The sequence below is a fragment of the Acinetobacter sp. SWBY1 genome, from assembly GCF_002946595.1.
GTDB classification, from domain to species: Bacteria; Pseudomonadota; Gammaproteobacteria; order Pseudomonadales; family Moraxellaceae; genus Acinetobacter; species Acinetobacter towneri.
Genome location: NZ_CP026616.1, coordinates 117,152 through 134,533, shown reverse-complemented (window position 1 = coordinate 134,533; position 17,382 = coordinate 117,152). Strand labels below are relative to the sequence as shown.

Genomic DNA, 17,382 nt, shown 5'->3' with positions numbered 1-17,382 from the left:
AACGATTGCTGATAAAACAAAGCCTGTTCAATTGAACAGGCTTTGTTTTTAAGGAATAGATAAATTTATTGCGGTGTTAAAAACTTCTTTTCACCATATTGATAATGCATAGACAATTTAAACTCATCACCATCGCGATGAATTTGCTGGCTGCTTTGCATCGCACTCAGCATTTGCTCCAACTCCTGATCTGACATGCTTTTACCTGCTGCACGCATATAGTTATTCATCATGGTTTTAACCACTTGCTTATTAAAGCTTACATCGGTTTGTGCCTCTAATAAGCTTGGGAACATTTTTGCCAAACCTTCTAAGGTGGTCTGATGCCCTGGCATCACTTTACCAACCAAATCTGCCCGAATACTGCCTGTGCCTAATTTCAACTGATTCTTCTTGGATTCGAACTGAAAGCCTTCATTAATCACAGCCAACAAGGCTTGTTGAACTTCTTTCTCAAAGTTTTCCGCTTCTAGGCATGAGTTGTTTTGTTTTTGCACAATATCAAGAAACGTCTGCATTTTACTGCGCTGCAAGTTTTTAACATCCCAATTCACTTGCAGGTCTTGCATGGCAGGCACATTATTCAAACCTAACTCGGCAATTTTAAATTTCGATTGAATATCTACCGTGCGCTCATGCAGTTGAGTATCCATACGCCAACTGAAGTCTTTCATTTTGCCTGAACCCACTGCTTTTGGGTCTTGACGCTGCATTTCTGCAATACTGAATTGGAAATAGCCCGGCTCTAAAGACTGCACATTCAAAGCCTGATTGGTTTTAAACTGCATGCCTTTTACTTGAAGATGTCCAAATTGATCCAGCACCGTCAATTGAGGCACATCAAAACTCATATTTACAATTTTCTGCTGCCCCTGACTTTGTTTCGCCTGAAACTCAATCTGCATAGGAGAAAATTTAGCTTCAAGTCCTGCTTCTTTTTTCTCTATAGCAGGTATGCTCAATTTCGTGGTCGATACACCCAACCAATTCACTTGCGTTGTCACATTTAGAGGCTGCTGAAAGAACTCGGAAAATTGTCCCTGCCCTTGTTCCAGATTCATTTTAGAATCAATTTGGTAACCTTTCCATGTCCGCTGAATTTGATCTTGTCCGTGAAACACCAGTTTTTCTTTAGCATTACATGGGTCTGCAATAATGGTCATTTTCCATTTGGCAGTACCTGTTAAACTCCCCATGTCGTAGTCCGTATATTGGACGCTCACATTGGGTACAGGATTTAAATTTTGTTGATAATGCTCACGCAGGCTCTTATCTGCATATAAATTTCCTGCAGTGACAGCTCCTGCCAACACTGCAACCCCCATTCCACCCCATACTATTTTTGACATAGATTCTGCTCAGAATTTATCTATTCTTATTGAACAATAAATTATAATTAATCTTCTTTAAAAAAGATAATTGTTTTGCAAATAAATCACTTAAATATAATATTCATCACAAAATATTAAAAATAGCTGTCATTTTTTACCAAAAATTTTACTTATGTGACCTAAATTGTCAGTCATAAAAAACCCAGCCGAAGCTGGGTTTCTTAAAAGTTGCTTACACATAGCCAATTAGCTGAGTTTCATTTTTTCAAACAGCAAATGACCATTTTCAGCTTTAATTAAAATCGTATCACCCGCAACAAAGTCACCTGCGAGGATTTTTTGCGCCAATGTGTTTTCCACTTGTTGCTGAATTGCACGTTTCAATGGACGCGCACCGTAGACTGGGTCAAAACCTGCTTCAATCAATTGATCAAATGCAGTATCGTCTATCGACAAGCTCAAGTCGCGTTCGCTTAAACGCGCACGTAAACGATCCAATTGAATATCGGCAATGCCACGAATTTGTGCTTTTTCCAGTGAATGGAACACCACCAACTCATCAATACGGTTAATAAACTCAGGGCGGAAATGTTGTGAAACTGCGGCCATGACCACGGTACGCACTTCTTCACGTGTTGGATTGTCACCCAATTCACGTACTTCGTGTGAACCCAAGTTAGAAGTCATCACAATTACAGTGTTTTTAAAGTCCACCACGCGACCTTGCGAATCGGTCAGGCGACCATCATCCAACACTTGCAATAAGATGTTAAATACGTCGGGATGGGCTTTTTCCACCTCATCAAACAACACCACGCTATACGGCTTACGACGGACTGCTTCGGTGAGTACCCCACCTTCCTCATAACCCACATAGCCTGGAGGTGCACCAACCAAACGGCTCACCGAGTGTTTTTCCATAAATTCAGACATATCAATCCGAATCATGGCGTCATCGCTGTCAAACAAGAAGTTTGCCAAAGCTTTGGTCAGTTCTGTTTTACCTACCCCTGTCGGGCCTAGGAACAAGAACGAACCACTTGGGCGATTAGGGTCAGACAGCCCTGCACGTGAACGACGTACTGCATTCGACACTGCTACCACAGCTTCTTCTTGCCCAACAACACGTTTATGCAAAAAGTCTTCCATGTGTAGCAGTTTTTCACGTTCACCCTGCAGCATTTTCGATACAGGAATGCCCGTTGCTGCACTAACGACTTCAGCAATTTCATTGTCCGTAACTTTGTTACGCAATAATTTCGGCTCTTCTTTCTCTTCAACCAACTCATCTTGTGCCAGTTGTTTTTCTAACTCAGGAATCACGCCGTATTGTAAACGTGACATTTCCGCCAGGTCATTTTCACGCTGCGCTTTTTGCAATGCCATACGTGCCTGATCCAACTGAGTCTGAATTTGCTTAGTGCCTTCAACCAAGGTTTTTTCCGCTTTCCAAACTTCTTCCAAATCATTGTATTCATTCTGAACTTCAATAATTTGTTTTTCTAGATGCGCAACTTCAGCACGGCTGCCTGCATCTTCATCTTTCTTCACGGCTTCAAGTTGCAGTTTTAATTGAATTAAACGGCGCTCTAATTTATCTAAGGCTTCAGGCTTAGAATCTAGCTCCATTTTAATCCGTGACGCTGCCTCATCCACCAAATCAATTGCCTTGTCGGGAAGTTGACGGTCAGTGATATAACGGTGCGACATTTTAGCGGCGGCAATAATCGCCGAATCTAAAATTTTAACCCCGTGGTGCACTTCGTAGCGTTCTTTCAGACCTCGTAAAATTGCAATGGTGTCTTCTACACTTGGCTCATCGACCAATACTTTTTGGAAACGACGCTCTAAAGCCGCATCTTTTTCAATATATTGACGATACTCATCTAAAGTAGTGGCACCGACGCAGCGCAATTCGCCACGCGCCAATGCAGGTTTCAACATATTGCCTGCATCCATGGCACCATCGCCTTTACCTGCACCCACAAGTGTGTGTAATTCATCAATAAATAAGATGACTTCACCTTCTTGTTTCGCCAAGTCTTTTAAGACCGCTTTTAGGCGTTCTTCAAACTCACCGCGATATTTCGCACCTGCCAACAATGAGCCCAAATCTAAAGATAAAACACGTTTACCTTTTAAGCTTTCTGGCACTTCACCATTCACAATACGCTGAGCCAAACCTTCAACAATCGCAGTTTTACCCACACCAGGTTCACCAATGAGTACTGGGTTGTTTTTGGTACGGCGTGACAACACCTGAACGGTACGGCGAATTTCATCATCACGACCAATTACAGGGTCTAGCTTGCCCGCCAACGCACGTTCGGTTAAATCGATGGTATATTTATTGAGTGAGTCACGTTGATCTTCGTGATTATTGCTCATGACTTTTTCATCCCCTCTAATTTTGTCAATCACGCTACGCAAACTGGCTGAAGTCACGCCTACACTGTTCAGTAGTGTTTTGGTCGCGCCCACTTCGGTCAAACCCAGCATCAACCAATCGGTTGACAAGAAATCATCACCTGCTTTTTGGGCAAAACTGTCAGCCAAATTCAAGGCTTTAACCGCATCTGGACTTAAGTTGATATCGCCTGTTGGATTGGCCAAAGTCGGTGCATCGGCAATTGCTTGCTGTAATTTGCTTTGCAAATCACGTAGGTTGGCGCCTGCTTGTTGTAATAAACTGACATTGGAGGCTTCTTCGAGCAAAGTCGCCAATAAGTGAATGCCTTCAATGGCAGTATGATCTTTCCCTATCGCGAGAGATTGGGCATCGGATAAAGCTTGCTGTAGGCGGTTGGTAAACTTTTCAAAACGCATTCTTGTTATTCCTCACAACAAATTGTGTACTTGATGGATATATGGGAACGCAGGCGTAAATTTCAATTAAATTTTTATATATTTTTCAAAATCTTAATTAAAATTAACGGTTAGATTTCAATTATAATATTGGACTTATTAAAGTAAATTTCAAGTTTATTCTGGTAATTTTTTTATGGTGAGTTGAATAATTGACATACACTTGCATATCAATAAATTAAAGGTTTTTGATTATTATCCATGCAAATAGAAATATTTAGTTACAATGATTGGCAAATATACCAATCATTGTATGACCTATCAGTCAACGCTTAATCTTGTTCAATAATTTCAAAATCATGGCTAATTTCAACGCCACCATCAGACAGCATTTTACTGGCAGAACAGTATTTTTCTGCTGAAAGTTCAACCGCCTTCGCGACCTGCTTTTCCTTGACAGCCTTGCCTTTGACCACAAAATGCAAATGAATTTTGGTGAACACTGCAGGGATGCTATCGGCACGTTCTGCAGTTAACTGACATTCAACATGCGTCACTTCTTGGCGTGATTTCTTTAAAATAGTCACAATATCAAACGAAGCACACCCACCAAGCCCCATTAAGATTAACTCCATAGGACGTGGACCACGGTTTTCACCACCATATTCTGCAGATCCATCCATCACTACAGAATGACCACTTTCCGATTTGGCTTCAAAAGCAACGTTCTCTAACCATTGAACACTTGTTTGCATTGCAACTACCTAAAAAAAGCTATAAATTGACACGGGTATTTGTACACTAACATAACTTGAGTTGATAAGGAATTTCATCTCTACTGTGTGACAAGTTCAGACTAGGTCTTGTGCGATCTATTATTTATCCATTTTCGGAACCGTTAGCATGACTTCCAACTTTTCACAGCTGAGTACTGATGCATTGTCCCCAGGACAACTGCCTGACTCAGTCAAAGCATTATTAAAACGTGCATACATCAACCGTTATCCAAAACGGACAACTATTGTTGATGCAGGGACTGAATCAAAATCATTATATTTGATTCTAAAAGGTTCAGTATCAATTATTCTTCGCGAAGATGATGATCGCGAAATTGTTGTGGCATATTTGAATCCAGGCGACTTTTTTGGGGAAATGGGTCTGTTTGAATCGAATCCGCAACGTACTGCAGAGGTTCGTACTCGTGATGTCTGTGAAATCGCAGAAATTACTTATGAAAATTTCCACGAACTCAGCAAACAATATCCCGATTTAAGCTATGCCGTTTTTGCACAGCTGGTACGTCGTTTAAAAAATACTACACGTAAAGTGACTGACCTTGCCTTTATAGATGTGTCTGGTCGTATTGCACGTTGCTTGATTGATCTTTCTGCGCAGCCAGAAGCCATGATTTTGCCAAACGGTCGTCAAATTCGTATTACACGCCAAGAAATTGGTCGTATTGTCGGCTGTTCACGTGAAATGGTCGGGCGTGTTCTAAAAACACTTGAAGAGCAAGGCATGATTGAAACTGATGGTAAAGCCATTCTTATTTTTGATGCTTCATTGGAGCAAAATGAATCCACTGATGGCAACTTTGATGACGAGTAAACCATCTATATGCTCATAAAAAAAAGCAAATCTTCGGATTTGCTTTTTTATTGCCTGTATATAACTTATAGCCATTTTCAACTATAAAAATATAATTCTTACGACCATTACAAAGCATCAGCAATTTTAACTGCCACAAGCGGCTCAAAATGGTTTAGCCTCTTAGGACATGACTTCATAAAGACAATGTTAAGCGAGATGCTAAGATGCAATTTAGACCTTTGGCAAAAACAGGCATTCTAGTTCCAGAAATCTGTTTAGGCACCATGACATTTGGTGAACAAAATACCCAGCAAGAAGCCTTTCAACAACTCGATTATGCACTAGAACGAGGCTTATATTTTTGGGATACCGCAGAGATGTACCCTGTTCCACCTAAAGTAGAAACCCAAGGGGCAACTGAAACCATGATTGGTCACTGGCTGCACCAACGTGGCGGACGTGACAAAATATTTCTCGCCTCTAAAATTGCAGGACCATCACAAGGTGGTAGCCATATACGAGATGGCAAAACCTGCTTTAATGCGCAGGATATTCATTCTGCGCTAGATGGTAATTTAAAACGTCTGCAAACCGACTATATCGACTTATACCAACTGCACTGGCCGCAGCGTCCAACCAACTTTTTTGGCAAACTCGGTTATGGCAACCAAGAAGCACAAAATACGCAAGAAATAACCGATCTTGCTGAAACCTTAACCGCATTGCAACAAGAAATTCAAAAAGGACGGATTCGCTATATTGGGCTGTCGAATGAAACCCCGTGGGGCACCATGAAGTTTTTACACTTGGCAGAACAATTAGGATTAAGTAAATTTGTTAGCGTACAAAATCCATATAACCTGCTGAATCGTACTTATGAAATTGGTATGTCTGAAATCGCCCATTATGAAGGTGTTGGACTACTCGCCTACTCACCTTTGGCTTTTGGTTATTTAACTGGTAAATTCCGTCATGGCGCACGCCCTGCCAATGCACGTGTCACGCTATATTCACGTTTTAGCCGTTACAGTAATCCACAAAGCGAATGGGCAACCGAGCAATACGCCCAACTTGCAGAACAACACGGCTTGAGTTTGACGCAACTGGCGCTGGCATTTATCAAGCAGCAATTTTTTGTGACAAGTACCATTATTGGCGCGACGAATATGGCGCAACTCAAAGAAAATATTGATGCCTTTGACATCACCTTATCAGATGAAATTTTACAAGGCATTGAAGCCATTCATCGTCAACAACCCAATCCAGCGCCCTAATTTTATTTTAAGCACTGCTTTAAAATGAAATTAAAAATATGAACTCAGCAATAATTCATCATTTTATGCTGTTTAAAGTCAAAAAGTCTTCATAAAAAAAGATGCGCATAAAACCATGCGCATCTTTTTTGTGTTTTATCTTAACCAGTTGAACTGGCTGAGGTCATCTTAACGACGACTTTGGTTATATAGCGCTTGTGCTGCTGGCAAGTTTTTACGCATTGCTTCAATACGCTGACTGTTCGATGGGTGAGTCGATAAGAAGGACGCACCGCCGCCACCTTCAAGCTTGTTCATTTTTTCCCAAAGGGTAATTGCAGCTTGTGGGTTATAACCTGCACGCGCCATCAGCATTAAACCACCCTGATCGGCACGACTTTCCAAATTACGTGAATATGGCAAGCCAATCCCAATTTGGGTACCCAATTGCGCTGCTGCTGCACCCAATTGACCAACGTTATTGCCTGCCGCACTTAAACCTACGTTCAAGGCAATATTGGTTAAAGCCTGTGCACCAATTTTACTTTTCGCGTGTTCTTCTAAAGCATGCACCATTTCATGCCCCATAATTGCGGCAATTTCAGCATCAGTTAAATTCAGTTTATTCACAATACCAGTGTAGAACACCACTTTACCACCAGGTGCGACAAAAGCATTGACCTGATCAGACTTAAGTACCGCCAATTGCCACTGGAAAGGCTGACCTGTTTGGTTCATTTGATTGGCATGTGGGATCAAACGCTGAAACACAGTATTGATACGTTTATACGTGGTGGAGCTTGTGTCTAACTGATTTTTATTGCGTGCGTCTTGCACCATTTCATTATAGCTTTTGGTTGCAGTTGCATTTAAGGTCGCAGTATCTGCACCCGCCATGTCTGCAACAGTCGTACACCCTGAAACTGTGATTGCGCCTGCGGCACATAAACTTAACATCAGTTTTTTGTTCATTATAATAATCTCCGCCTTGCGAGCTATCTTCATACCAATCAATTATATGAAATCAATTCAAAGCTTTAAATCTATAATCACTTCATAAACATATCATTTATGTAAACAACGCCTAAGCTGTGTACAGATTGTATGTCTGAGCGATCAATCACTACCCTAGTAAAGAAATTGATAACACAACCAAAATACTAAACAGAAAACATTTAAACCCAAGTAAATTTTAGACACTACTTCTACTTTTTCTTCCATTTCTGGATTTTTGCGTTTGTAGAGTAGGTAAGCATTTTGAATCAGAATCAGTGGCACCAAAATACAGGCAAAAATAACGCTTAAACCAATAAATGCCTGATACATAATATTCGGATCATGCTTTTGCGATAAAATCAGCATCATGGCAATGGTCGGTGCGCCGCCCATCGCAAACAATAAAGAATAAAAAATCGTACTGGTAATATTTTTATGCATCCTGCATAACCTTAATTAAATTTAATTTTCTAAAGCCATTGTAACAAGCCACCCTGCTCTGCACAGCGCCAGTCATCTGCAACTTTAGTCTTGAAAAAACAACTCACTCAGCATCATCTATAATGTTTCCAAAAATGAGTCGCTATTGAAACTGAAACAACAGCAATAAAAAGCCCCATCATTTAGACAGGGCTGAATACATCATCAGAGCTTAAATGCTATGCTAAAGCACAACGACTTAAGCATCAAATGGATGACGTAATACGATAGTTTCTGCGCGGTCTGGACCTGTAGAAATAATGTCGATTGGACATTCAATTAACTGCTCAAGACGTTTGATGTAGTTCACTGCATTTTCAGGCAATTGTTCTACACTGGTCGCGCCCACAGTTGATTCAGACCAACCTGGCATTGTTTCATAAATTGGCTTTAAGTTTTCGTATGCAAGCGCATCAGAAGAACCTACGCAACCTGAATCGGTATTTTCATAACCTACGCAGATTTTGATTTCTTCTAAACCGTCCAATACGTCTAACTTGGTCAAGCAGATACCAGAAAGTGAGTTTACATCGACTGAACGACGTAAAATTTCGGCATCAAACCAACCACAACGACGCTGACGACCTGTAGAAGCACCAAACTCGTGACCCACGGTACCTAAGTGTTTACCAATCGCATCACCTACGTCATTTGCTGCGTCATACACCAACTCAGTTGGGAATGGGCCTGCACCAACACGTGTGGTATAAGCTTTGGTAATCCCTAAAACGTAGTCTAAATGTAATGGACCTAAGCCTGAACCTGAGCTTACACCGCCCGCAGTTGTATTCGATGAAGTCACATACGGGTATGTACCGTGGTCAACATCAAGCAATGAGCCTTGCGCACCTTCAAACATAATGTTGTCACCGTTTTTACGGTAATTATGAATTTCAGTCGTTACATCAACCACTAATGGTGCAATCACTTCACGCCATTGGTCACATAGCGCTAAAACTTCATCTAACTGAACTGCTTCAACACCGTAGTATTGTGTCAACTGGAAGTTGTGATAGTCCAATAATTCAGTCAATTGAGCGCGTAATGCTTCACCGCCACGAACCAAGTCAGCAACACGAATCGCACGACGTGCAACCTTGTCTTCATAAGCTGGGCCAATACCACGACCTGTTGTACCAATTTTGGCATTACCACGTTTTTTCTCACGTGCTTGGTCAAGTGCAATGTGGTTCGGCAAAATAAGCGGACAGTTTGGTGAAATACGTAAACGCTCTTTCACTGGCACGCCTTCTTGCTCCAAAATACCCATTTCTTTAATGAGTGCTTCAGGAGAAAGTACTACACCATTACCAATTAAGCACAGTACGTTTTCACGTAAAATACCTGATGGAATGAGGTGTAATACAGTTTTCTTACCACCAACCACGAGAGTATGGCCTGCGTTGTGTCCGCCTTGATAACGAACGACTGCCGCCGCCTGATCTGTGAGCAGGTCGACGATCTTACCTTTACCTTCGTCGCCCCATTGGGTACCAAGTACCACAACATTCTTGCCCATAATAGCCTCATTACATCATGCTGTTAAAATTGAAAACCAAGACCTGTAACATGAAACATGCCTTGGCGATTAAATTTTTTCGACTGTCCACTCACCATTTGCAAGAACCAATTGGTGCGTTGCGTATGGAACCGAGTTTAAATCATCATTACCCAACAATTGGATTACACTAAAGCCTTGCGCACGTGTGTTTTGGATAGCCGCGATTAAATCAGGTTGTGAGCCTTTAGGCGCAACAACAACAGACGATGATTCAAAACGACCTGCACTTAATACAAACAAGTCACAAGAGAAACCTGTTGCAGGGCGCGCACGTCCGAAATGCTGACCAATGCCATCATAACGACCGCCTTGTGCCAATGGTGCAGCACGATTTGGCGCATACACTGCATACATTAAACCTGTGTGATAGTGATAAGAACGCAGCTCAACCACATCAATACCAATATGCAAGTTTGGCCAACGTGCCTGAATTTCAGCTTGTGTTGCTTTCACGGCTTCAAACGCTTGCTTAAATTCGGTATTTTCCAACACATCAGCACTTAAATGAGCCTGCAAAGCAGTTAAATCACTGGCATAGCGACCTAAAGCATAAAAATCTGAACCGAAATTTAAATCTTGGGTAAATTCTGCCAATTCAGGCAATGCTTTACGCTGATATAAATCTGACAATTGACGTTCAGTGGCTTTGCTTAATTCTGCTTGTTTAACCAAGCTACGGAACAAGCCGACATGACCCAAGTCTAAATGCACACCTTCTGCCAAACCTGCTTCTTTTAGCAAGCTGAGCATCAGATCAACCATTTCTACATCGGCATCAATGCTGTCTGAACCAAATAACTCTGCACCCAATTGTAATGGTGCACGTGTGGTATTAAAACCTTGTGGTTTGGTATGTAAAACCGTACCTGCATAACAGTAACGTGCAATGCCATCTACAGGATGTACATGCGCATCAATACGCGCCACTTGTGGTGTCATATCGGCACGAACACCCAGCAAACGACCTGAAAGTTGGTCGATCACTTTAAATGTGGCAAGGTCTAAATCTTGATTCGATTCTGAAAGAGAAGATAGAGATTCAATGTATTCTATGAATGGCGTGTACACCAACTGATAACCTCGAGATGCGAGGAAATCCAGTGACTTACGACGCAAGCTTTCAATCACTTGCGCTTGTTCTGGTAATACATCAGCTACACCATCAGGTAATAACCATGTCTCTGAAATGGGCATGTTGTAAACCTAAATTCTTGTTTGCGCGGAACGAATCCGCATAAAAAAATCGGGAGCACACCCGATTTCTCCTAGTTTAGCATGATACTTTTGCTCATGCACCTGACTTTTTCTGAAATATGCGGTAAAAAAATATGAATACACCACATCTTTCAAAGCCATCATTTAAAAGTCCTGATTTGATTTCACCGCCTTTGCCAATAAACTGACCAACTCAGCATTTTGCATTTCAAGCTGTGCGGTTTTTTGCACGGTTTTATCTAGCGCATCTTGCTGAACCTGCATCTTTTTAGCCAAATCTTGCATAATCTCCAACGTCTTTTTTAGATGCTCTTCTAAATGTAATACTTTTTGCTCGACTTGCTGTTGATGCTGCACGTCGCTGCTGCTGTCTGCCTGATTTTTAAATTGCAACCAAATCAGAAAAATGACAGCAAGTGCCAGCAAAAAAATAAATCCCCACAATAAAATAATCATCATGCCACTACTCTATTCAAATTTTCTATGCAAACTTTGTTATATCAATCAGTGAATTAACCGTGAATACGAAGTGTAAAATCTGTCATCACTATTACACGCTATTCACACTTTGTATATGTCTTAAAAAGTAGCCGCTTACACCGCCCGCTGACTAAAAGATTCACACAAATCTAGTAAACGGTTGGCATAACCCCACTCGTTGTCATACCACGCAAAAACTTTGGCTTGATGACCCACGACCATGGTTTGACTTAAATCGACAATTAAAGAATAAGGTGAATGGTTAAAGTCGCTCGATACCAAAGGCTCATCGGTCACTTGCATAATTTCGGCATAATCATGCGCTGCCGAAGCACACAACACCTGATTCAATTTGTGCACCGTAATTGGTGACTGAGAAATAAAAGTTAAATCAATAGCTGCAACATTAATGGTCGGTACACGAATCGAGTAACCATCAATCCGATCTGCCATTTTTGGCATGACTTGTTTTAATGCACCCAAGGCAGATGAAGTTGTAGGAATAATATTTTGCCCTGATGCACGCGCACGACGTAAATCACGGTGTGCTTGATCCAATACAGTTTGATCGGCTGTGACTGCATGAATTTCAGTCATTAATGCGGTATCAATTCCGAAAGCATCATCAATGATTTTAACTAATGGTACTAAAGCCTGCGTGGTACAAGATACGCTGGAAATAATTTGGTCGGTACTTTTGACTTCATGATGATTCACACCATAAACAATCGCAGCATCTACAGTATCGAATGGTGCAGCACCAATAATTACACGTTTGGCGCCCGCAGTAATATGCTGCGTTGCCGCCTCGCGGGAACGGAACAACCCTGTACATTCCAATACCACATCAACATTTAAGGCTTGCCACGGTAATTGCGCAGGTTGAGCCTGATTCAACACCTGAACTTTTAATTGCGCCAAACCTGCAGAAATATTCAAAAAAATCTGTTCATTTTCGAGGCTAATTTCCACCTGTCCTTTAAAACGACCATGGGTACTGTCATATTTAAATAAATGAACCAAGGTTTCTACATCGGCAATGTCATTTATGGCGACGATTTCAAAATGAAAGTCTTTGGGATTTTCAAACCAAGCCCGCAGCACATTGCGCCCGATTCTACCAAAGCCATTGATTGCCACTCGTTGCATGACTGATCCTTTCATAATGAAATCAAAATTTAAGCACAGACTATGTTAATAGATTTTGAGGCCTTACTGAAAAAAATCAGATCAATTCTGGGATTTTTCACTTAATTTGCTGATTAATTCGGCAAACTCAAAATACCCATCTAACAATTTCAGCTTGTGGTTGATTAGTTTGACACTCTGGCCTACGCACAAACATTCAACAACAGCTCATCATGCCCCACTTTCGTCAGCAATTTTCCATCATCTTCTATTGCAAAGATTTATTCTGCGTAATCGCAACAAAGTTTGCGTCAGAATTGTCATCTATTCACACTAAAATGATTGGTGATAATGGCTTTTTCCGTTATAATTTGGCGTTTTTAAAATTTTAAGCCTGCATGACAGCAAAAGAATTATTTTTGTCAGACTGTCTTGCGTTTAGCCAAATCGGAAATTATGGAGTGACTTGGTTGTGAGTACTCGTTTTATGACATCAGCTGAAATTCGTGAAGCATTTTTGCGTTACTTTGAATCGCAAGGGCATACACGTGTCGCATCGAGTTCTCTAGTACCCGCCAACGACCCAACCTTGTTATTTACCAATGCGGGTATGAACCAGTTTAAAGACTGTTTCCTTGGGCTAGAAAAACGTGATTATGTACGTGCTGTCTCTTCTCAAAAATGTGTGCGCGCAGGCGGTAAACACAACGACTTAGACAACGTAGGCTATACCGCACGTCACCATACTTTCTTTGAAATGCTAGGTAACTTCTCGTTTGGTGATTACTTCAAACGTGATGCGATTAAATTTGCTTGGGAATTTCTAACAGGCGAACAATGGTTGGCACTACCGAAAGACCGTTTATATGCCACGGTTTATCATACCGATGATGAAGCGTTTGACATCTGGAACAAAGAAATTGGTTTAGATGCATCTCGCATTATCCGTATTGGCGACAACAAAGGCGGCCAATATGCTTCAGATAACTTCTGGGCAATGGGTGATACAGGTCCTTGCGGTCCTTGTTCTGAAATTTTCTATGATCATGGCGATCATATCTGGGGTGGCTTACCAGGCACGCCTGAAGAAGATGGCGACCGTTTCATTGAAATCTGGAACAACGTATTTATGCAGTTCAACCGCACTGCAGATAGTGTATTACACCCGCTTCCAGCACCTTCTGTAGATACAGGTATGGGCTTGGAACGTATTTCTGCAGTATTGCAACATGTGAATTCAAACTACGAAATTGACCTGTTCCAGCACTTACTCAAAAATGCAGCAGAAATTATTGGTTTAGACACAACTGAGCTTGAGGCAACTGCACAGCAAACTGGTAAACCTGTAGACTACCCTGCTTCACTTAAAGTAGTAGCTGACCACGCCCGCTCTTGCTGCTTCCTAATTGCCGATGGTGTAAACCCTTCTAACGAAGGTCGTGGTTATGTTTTACGTCGTATTATTCGTCGTGCAGTACGTCACGGCAACAAATTAGGCGCAACAGGTTCATTCTTCCATAAAATGTTGAAGCCACTCATTGAAGTAATGGGTGATGCCTATCCTGAACTTGCAGCACAACAAGCACGTATTGAAGCGCAACTTCTGAAAGAAGAAGAGCAATTCGCCAAAACACTTGAGCAAGGTTTGAAATTGCTTGAAGGTGAATTAGCGCAACTGAAAGGCTCTGTAATTCCAGGCGAAGTCGTATTTAAACTGTATGACACTTACGGCTTCCCGACTGACTTAACAGCAGACATTGCGCGTGAACGTGAATTGACCATTGACGAAGCGGGTTTTGAAGTTGAAATGGCAGCACAACGCCAACGTGCACGTGACGCAGGTAAATTTGCTGTTGACTACAACTCGATTGTGAAAATTGAAGGTGACACTCAATTCGATGGTTACGATGCTACTGCAGGCGAAGGTCAAATCATCGCAATCTATAAAGATGGTGAGCAAGTTGATGAAGTCGTTGAAGGCGATGAAGCCTTAATCGTACTGAATCAAACGCCTTTCTATGCAGAAAGCGGTGGTCAAATTGGCGACACAGGACTCTTCAAAAACGAAACAGGTATTTTTGAAGTTCAAGACACCAAAAAATCTGGCGGTGCATTTGTCCATCAAGGTATTGTGACGATGGGCAGCCTAAAAGCTGCGCAAACGGTCGAAGCCATTGTAAAAGCAGATATCCGCGAAGCAACTGCACGCAATCACTCTGCAACACACCTGTTACATGCTGCCCTACGTCAAGTTTTGGGTGCGCATGTACAACAAAAAGGTTCATTGGTTGCCTCTGACATTTTACGTTTTGACTTTGCCAATGACCAACCTGTGTCATTTGAGCAATTGCAAGAAATTGAGCGCTTGGTCAATGCAGAAGTGATTGCCAACACTGCCGTGTCTACTGAACTATTAGACATTGAAGCAGCGAAAGCCAAAGGTGCGATGATGCTATTTGGCGAAAAGTATGGTGATGAAGTTCGCGTACTTTCTATGGGTTCTATGATCGAAGATAAAAACTTCTCGATTGAACTGTGTGGTGGTATTCACGTAAAACGTACGGGCGATATTGGCTTATTCAAAATCATCTCTGAAGGTGGTGTTGCAGCTGGCGTGCGTCGTATTGAAGCGATTACAGGCAGCAAAGCCGTTGAAGCCGTTCAAAAAACTGAACGCGATATCAGCAGCATCAATGCATTATTAAAAGCGCAAAAAGACCAGACTTTAGAAAAAGTCACCAGTTTGGTCGACACTGCCTCTAGCCTTCAAAAACAAATTGAACAGCTCAATCAAAAATTGGCAAACTTCCAAGCAACAGAACTTCTAAGCCAAGTTCAAGAGATTGCGGGTCGTCAAACGCTGATTACAACGGCTCAAGGTATGGACGCAAAATCACTGCGTAACTTACACGACGGTGTAAAATCTAAACTCGACAATGCAGTGATTGTACTTGCAGGTGTAGAAGACGATAAAGTCAGCTTAATCGCTTCTGTTGCAAAAGACTTTACTGCTACGATTAAAGCAGGTGACATCATTAAACACTTGGCTACAGAGCTAGGTGGTAAAGGTGGTGGTAAACCTGATTTGGCACAAGGTGGCGCGCCACTTAACGAGAAGTTTGCAACAGTAATGGCAGATTTAACTGCTTGGCTTGCGGCAAAATAACTTCACTTTTTGTGTAACTGACCCTGAACCGGTAATTCAGGGTCATGGCTTATATGGAACAACTATGGCACTAATCGTTCAAAAATATGGCGGTACTTCAATGGGTACCCCCGAGCGCATTTTAAATGTTGCTCGTCGTGTGAAGCGCTGGCATGATCATGGCCACAAAGTAGTGGTTGTGGTTTCTGCCATGAGTGGCGAAACCAATCGCCTACTCGCTCTCGCGAAAGCCATTACCGAAACCCCTGACCCGCGCGAACTAGACCAAATGGTGTCTACAGGCGAACAGGTAACGATTTCGATGTTAGCGATGGCGCTGAACTCTATTGGCGTTGCAGCAAAATCACTAACAGGTCGCCAAGTTGGTATTCAAACTGACAGCGCTTTTACCAAAGCACGTATTGAATCAATCAATACCGATGTATTGACTGAAAACCTAGACGCAGGCCGTGTGATTGTGGTTGCTGGTTTCCAAGGGTTTGATGCTGAAGGTAACACCACGACTTTAGGTCGTGGCGGTTCTGATACTTCTGGCGTTGCACTTGCTGCTGCATTGAAAGCCGATGAATGTCAAATTTACACTGACGTAGATGGCGTTTACACCACAGACCCACGCGTTGCACCAAAAGCCAAAAAAGTAGATCGTATTTCTTTTGAAGAAATGCTAGAAATGGCTTCTTTAGGTTCTAAAGTATTGCAAATTCGTGCGGTTGAATTTGCAGGTAAATACCAAGTACCTTTACGTGTATTATCAAGTTTTGATAATGACAATGATGGCGCATTCGACGAAGATTTTAAACAAAATGTCGGCACACTCATTACTACTGAATTGGAAGACAACATGGAACAACCTATCATCTCAGGTATCGCGTTTAACCGTGACGAAGCAAAATTAACTATTTTAGGTGTGCCTGACGAGCCAGGTATTGCATCTAAAATCTTGTCACCTATTGGCGCTGCCAATGTTGAAGTCGACATGATCATCCAAAACGTAGAAGAAGATGGTACAACTGACTTTACCTTTACTGTAAACCGTGGCGAACTTGCCAAAGCAAAATCAATCCTTGAAGCAACAGCTAAAGAAATTGGTGCGCGTGAAGTGGCTACACGTGGCGACATCGTGAAAGTATCTATCGTTGGTGTAGGTATGCGTTCACATGCAGGTGTTGCAAGCAAAATGTTTACTGCCCTTGCAGATGAAGGCATTAACATTCTCATGATTTCTACTTCTGAAATTAAAATTTCAGTCATTATTGAAGAAAACTACCTAGAGCTTGCAGTTCGTACTTTACACACTGTATTTGGTCTAGATCGTGAAAGTGGTGAGTCTAGCGCACGCGCTTAATACTCGCCTGTCAGAAAATGTAATTGTCTGAC

The 17,382-nt window shown here is 41.8% G+C and carries 13 protein-coding genes; 4 read left to right on the top strand and 9 right to left on the bottom strand.

All coding sequences use genetic code 11. From position 1 onward, the window contains the following. Nucleotides 1–65: 65 nt before the first annotated feature. The 3 genes from C3Y93_RS00650 to C3Y93_RS00640 all read right to left on the bottom strand — a co-directional run bounded on the left by C3Y93_RS00650 (nt 66) and on the right by C3Y93_RS00640 (nt 4,891). A complete protein-coding gene (locus C3Y93_RS00650) occupies nt 66–1,349 on the bottom strand; it encodes a DUF945 family protein (RefSeq protein WP_104851791.1) in 1,284 nt (427 codons plus the stop codon). A 228-nt stretch (nt 1,350–1,577) separates the two neighbouring features. Continuing rightward, a complete protein-coding gene (clpB, locus tag C3Y93_RS00645; protein ID WP_104851790.1) occupies nt 1,578–4,157 on the bottom strand; it encodes an ATP-dependent chaperone ClpB in 2,580 nt (859 codons plus the stop codon). A gap of 311 nt (nt 4,158–4,468) precedes the next feature. Then, the gene (locus C3Y93_RS00640) at nt 4,469–4,891 is read right to left on the bottom strand and encodes an OsmC family protein (protein ID WP_070156041.1); all 423 of its coding nucleotides are present in this window, start codon (nt 4,889–4,891) and stop codon (nt 4,469–4,471) included. A gap of 148 nt (nt 4,892–5,039) precedes the next feature. On the opposite strand from C3Y93_RS00640, the gene crp reads away from it, so the two are divergent. Next, on the top strand, nt 5,040–5,744 hold the full coding sequence (gene crp / locus C3Y93_RS00635) for a cAMP-activated global transcriptional regulator CRP (RefSeq protein WP_004971566.1): 705 nt from the start codon (nt 5,040–5,042) through the stop codon (nt 5,742–5,744). Nucleotides 5,745–5,950: 206 nt separating this feature from the next. Further along, complete coding sequence (locus C3Y93_RS00630; protein WP_104851789.1) at nt 5,951–7,000, top strand: NADP(H)-dependent aldo-keto reductase; 1,050 nt, start codon at nt 5,951–5,953, stop codon at nt 6,998–7,000. A gap of 168 nt (nt 7,001–7,168) precedes the next feature. On the opposite strand, the gene C3Y93_RS00625 is transcribed toward C3Y93_RS00630, so the two are convergent. The 6 genes from C3Y93_RS00625 to C3Y93_RS00600 all read right to left on the bottom strand — a co-directional run bounded on the left by C3Y93_RS00625 (nt 7,169) and on the right by C3Y93_RS00600 (nt 12,860). Beyond that, nucleotides 7,169–7,951, bottom strand: coding sequence for a M48 family metallopeptidase (locus C3Y93_RS00625; protein WP_004971571.1), 783 nt, complete (start codon nt 7,949–7,951; stop codon nt 7,169–7,171). 156 nt (nt 7,952–8,107) lie between these two features. Continuing rightward, nucleotides 8,108–8,416: a hypothetical protein gene (locus tag C3Y93_RS00620; protein WP_004971573.1), complete on the bottom strand. Its 309-nt coding sequence runs from the start codon at nt 8,414–8,416 to the stop codon at nt 8,108–8,110. A 238-nt stretch (nt 8,417–8,654) separates the two neighbouring features. Then, nucleotides 8,655–9,974 (bottom strand): adenylosuccinate synthase, encoded by a 1,320-nt coding sequence (locus C3Y93_RS00615; protein ID WP_004971574.1) that lies wholly within the window; start codon nt 9,972–9,974, stop codon nt 8,655–8,657. Between the two features lie 69 nt (nt 9,975–10,043). Then, entirely contained in the window at nt 10,044–11,210 is a 1,167-nt protein-coding gene (locus tag C3Y93_RS00610) for an ATP phosphoribosyltransferase regulatory subunit (protein ID WP_096901061.1), read from the bottom strand. Between the two features lie 165 nt (nt 11,211–11,375). Continuing rightward, nucleotides 11,376–11,690, bottom strand: coding sequence for a hypothetical protein (locus C3Y93_RS00605; RefSeq protein WP_004971580.1), 315 nt, complete (start codon nt 11,688–11,690; stop codon nt 11,376–11,378). A gap of 135 nt (nt 11,691–11,825) precedes the next feature. Continuing rightward, a complete protein-coding gene (locus tag C3Y93_RS00600) occupies nt 11,826–12,860 on the bottom strand; it encodes a type I glyceraldehyde-3-phosphate dehydrogenase (RefSeq protein ID WP_096901062.1) in 1,035 nt (344 codons plus the stop codon). 451 nt (nt 12,861–13,311) lie between these two features. Here C3Y93_RS00600 and alaS point away from each other — a divergent pair, with 451 nt between their 5' ends. Together alaS and C3Y93_RS00590 are read left to right on the top strand one after the other, a co-directional pair. Continuing rightward, a complete protein-coding gene (alaS, locus tag C3Y93_RS00595) occupies nt 13,312–16,005 on the top strand; it encodes an alanine--tRNA ligase (protein ID WP_171287371.1) in 2,694 nt (897 codons plus the stop codon). 64 nt (nt 16,006–16,069) lie between these two features. Beyond that, nucleotides 16,070–17,350, top strand: coding sequence for an aspartate kinase (locus C3Y93_RS00590; RefSeq protein WP_104851787.1), 1,281 nt, complete (start codon nt 16,070–16,072; stop codon nt 17,348–17,350). Nucleotides 17,351–17,382 lie beyond the last annotated feature (32 nt).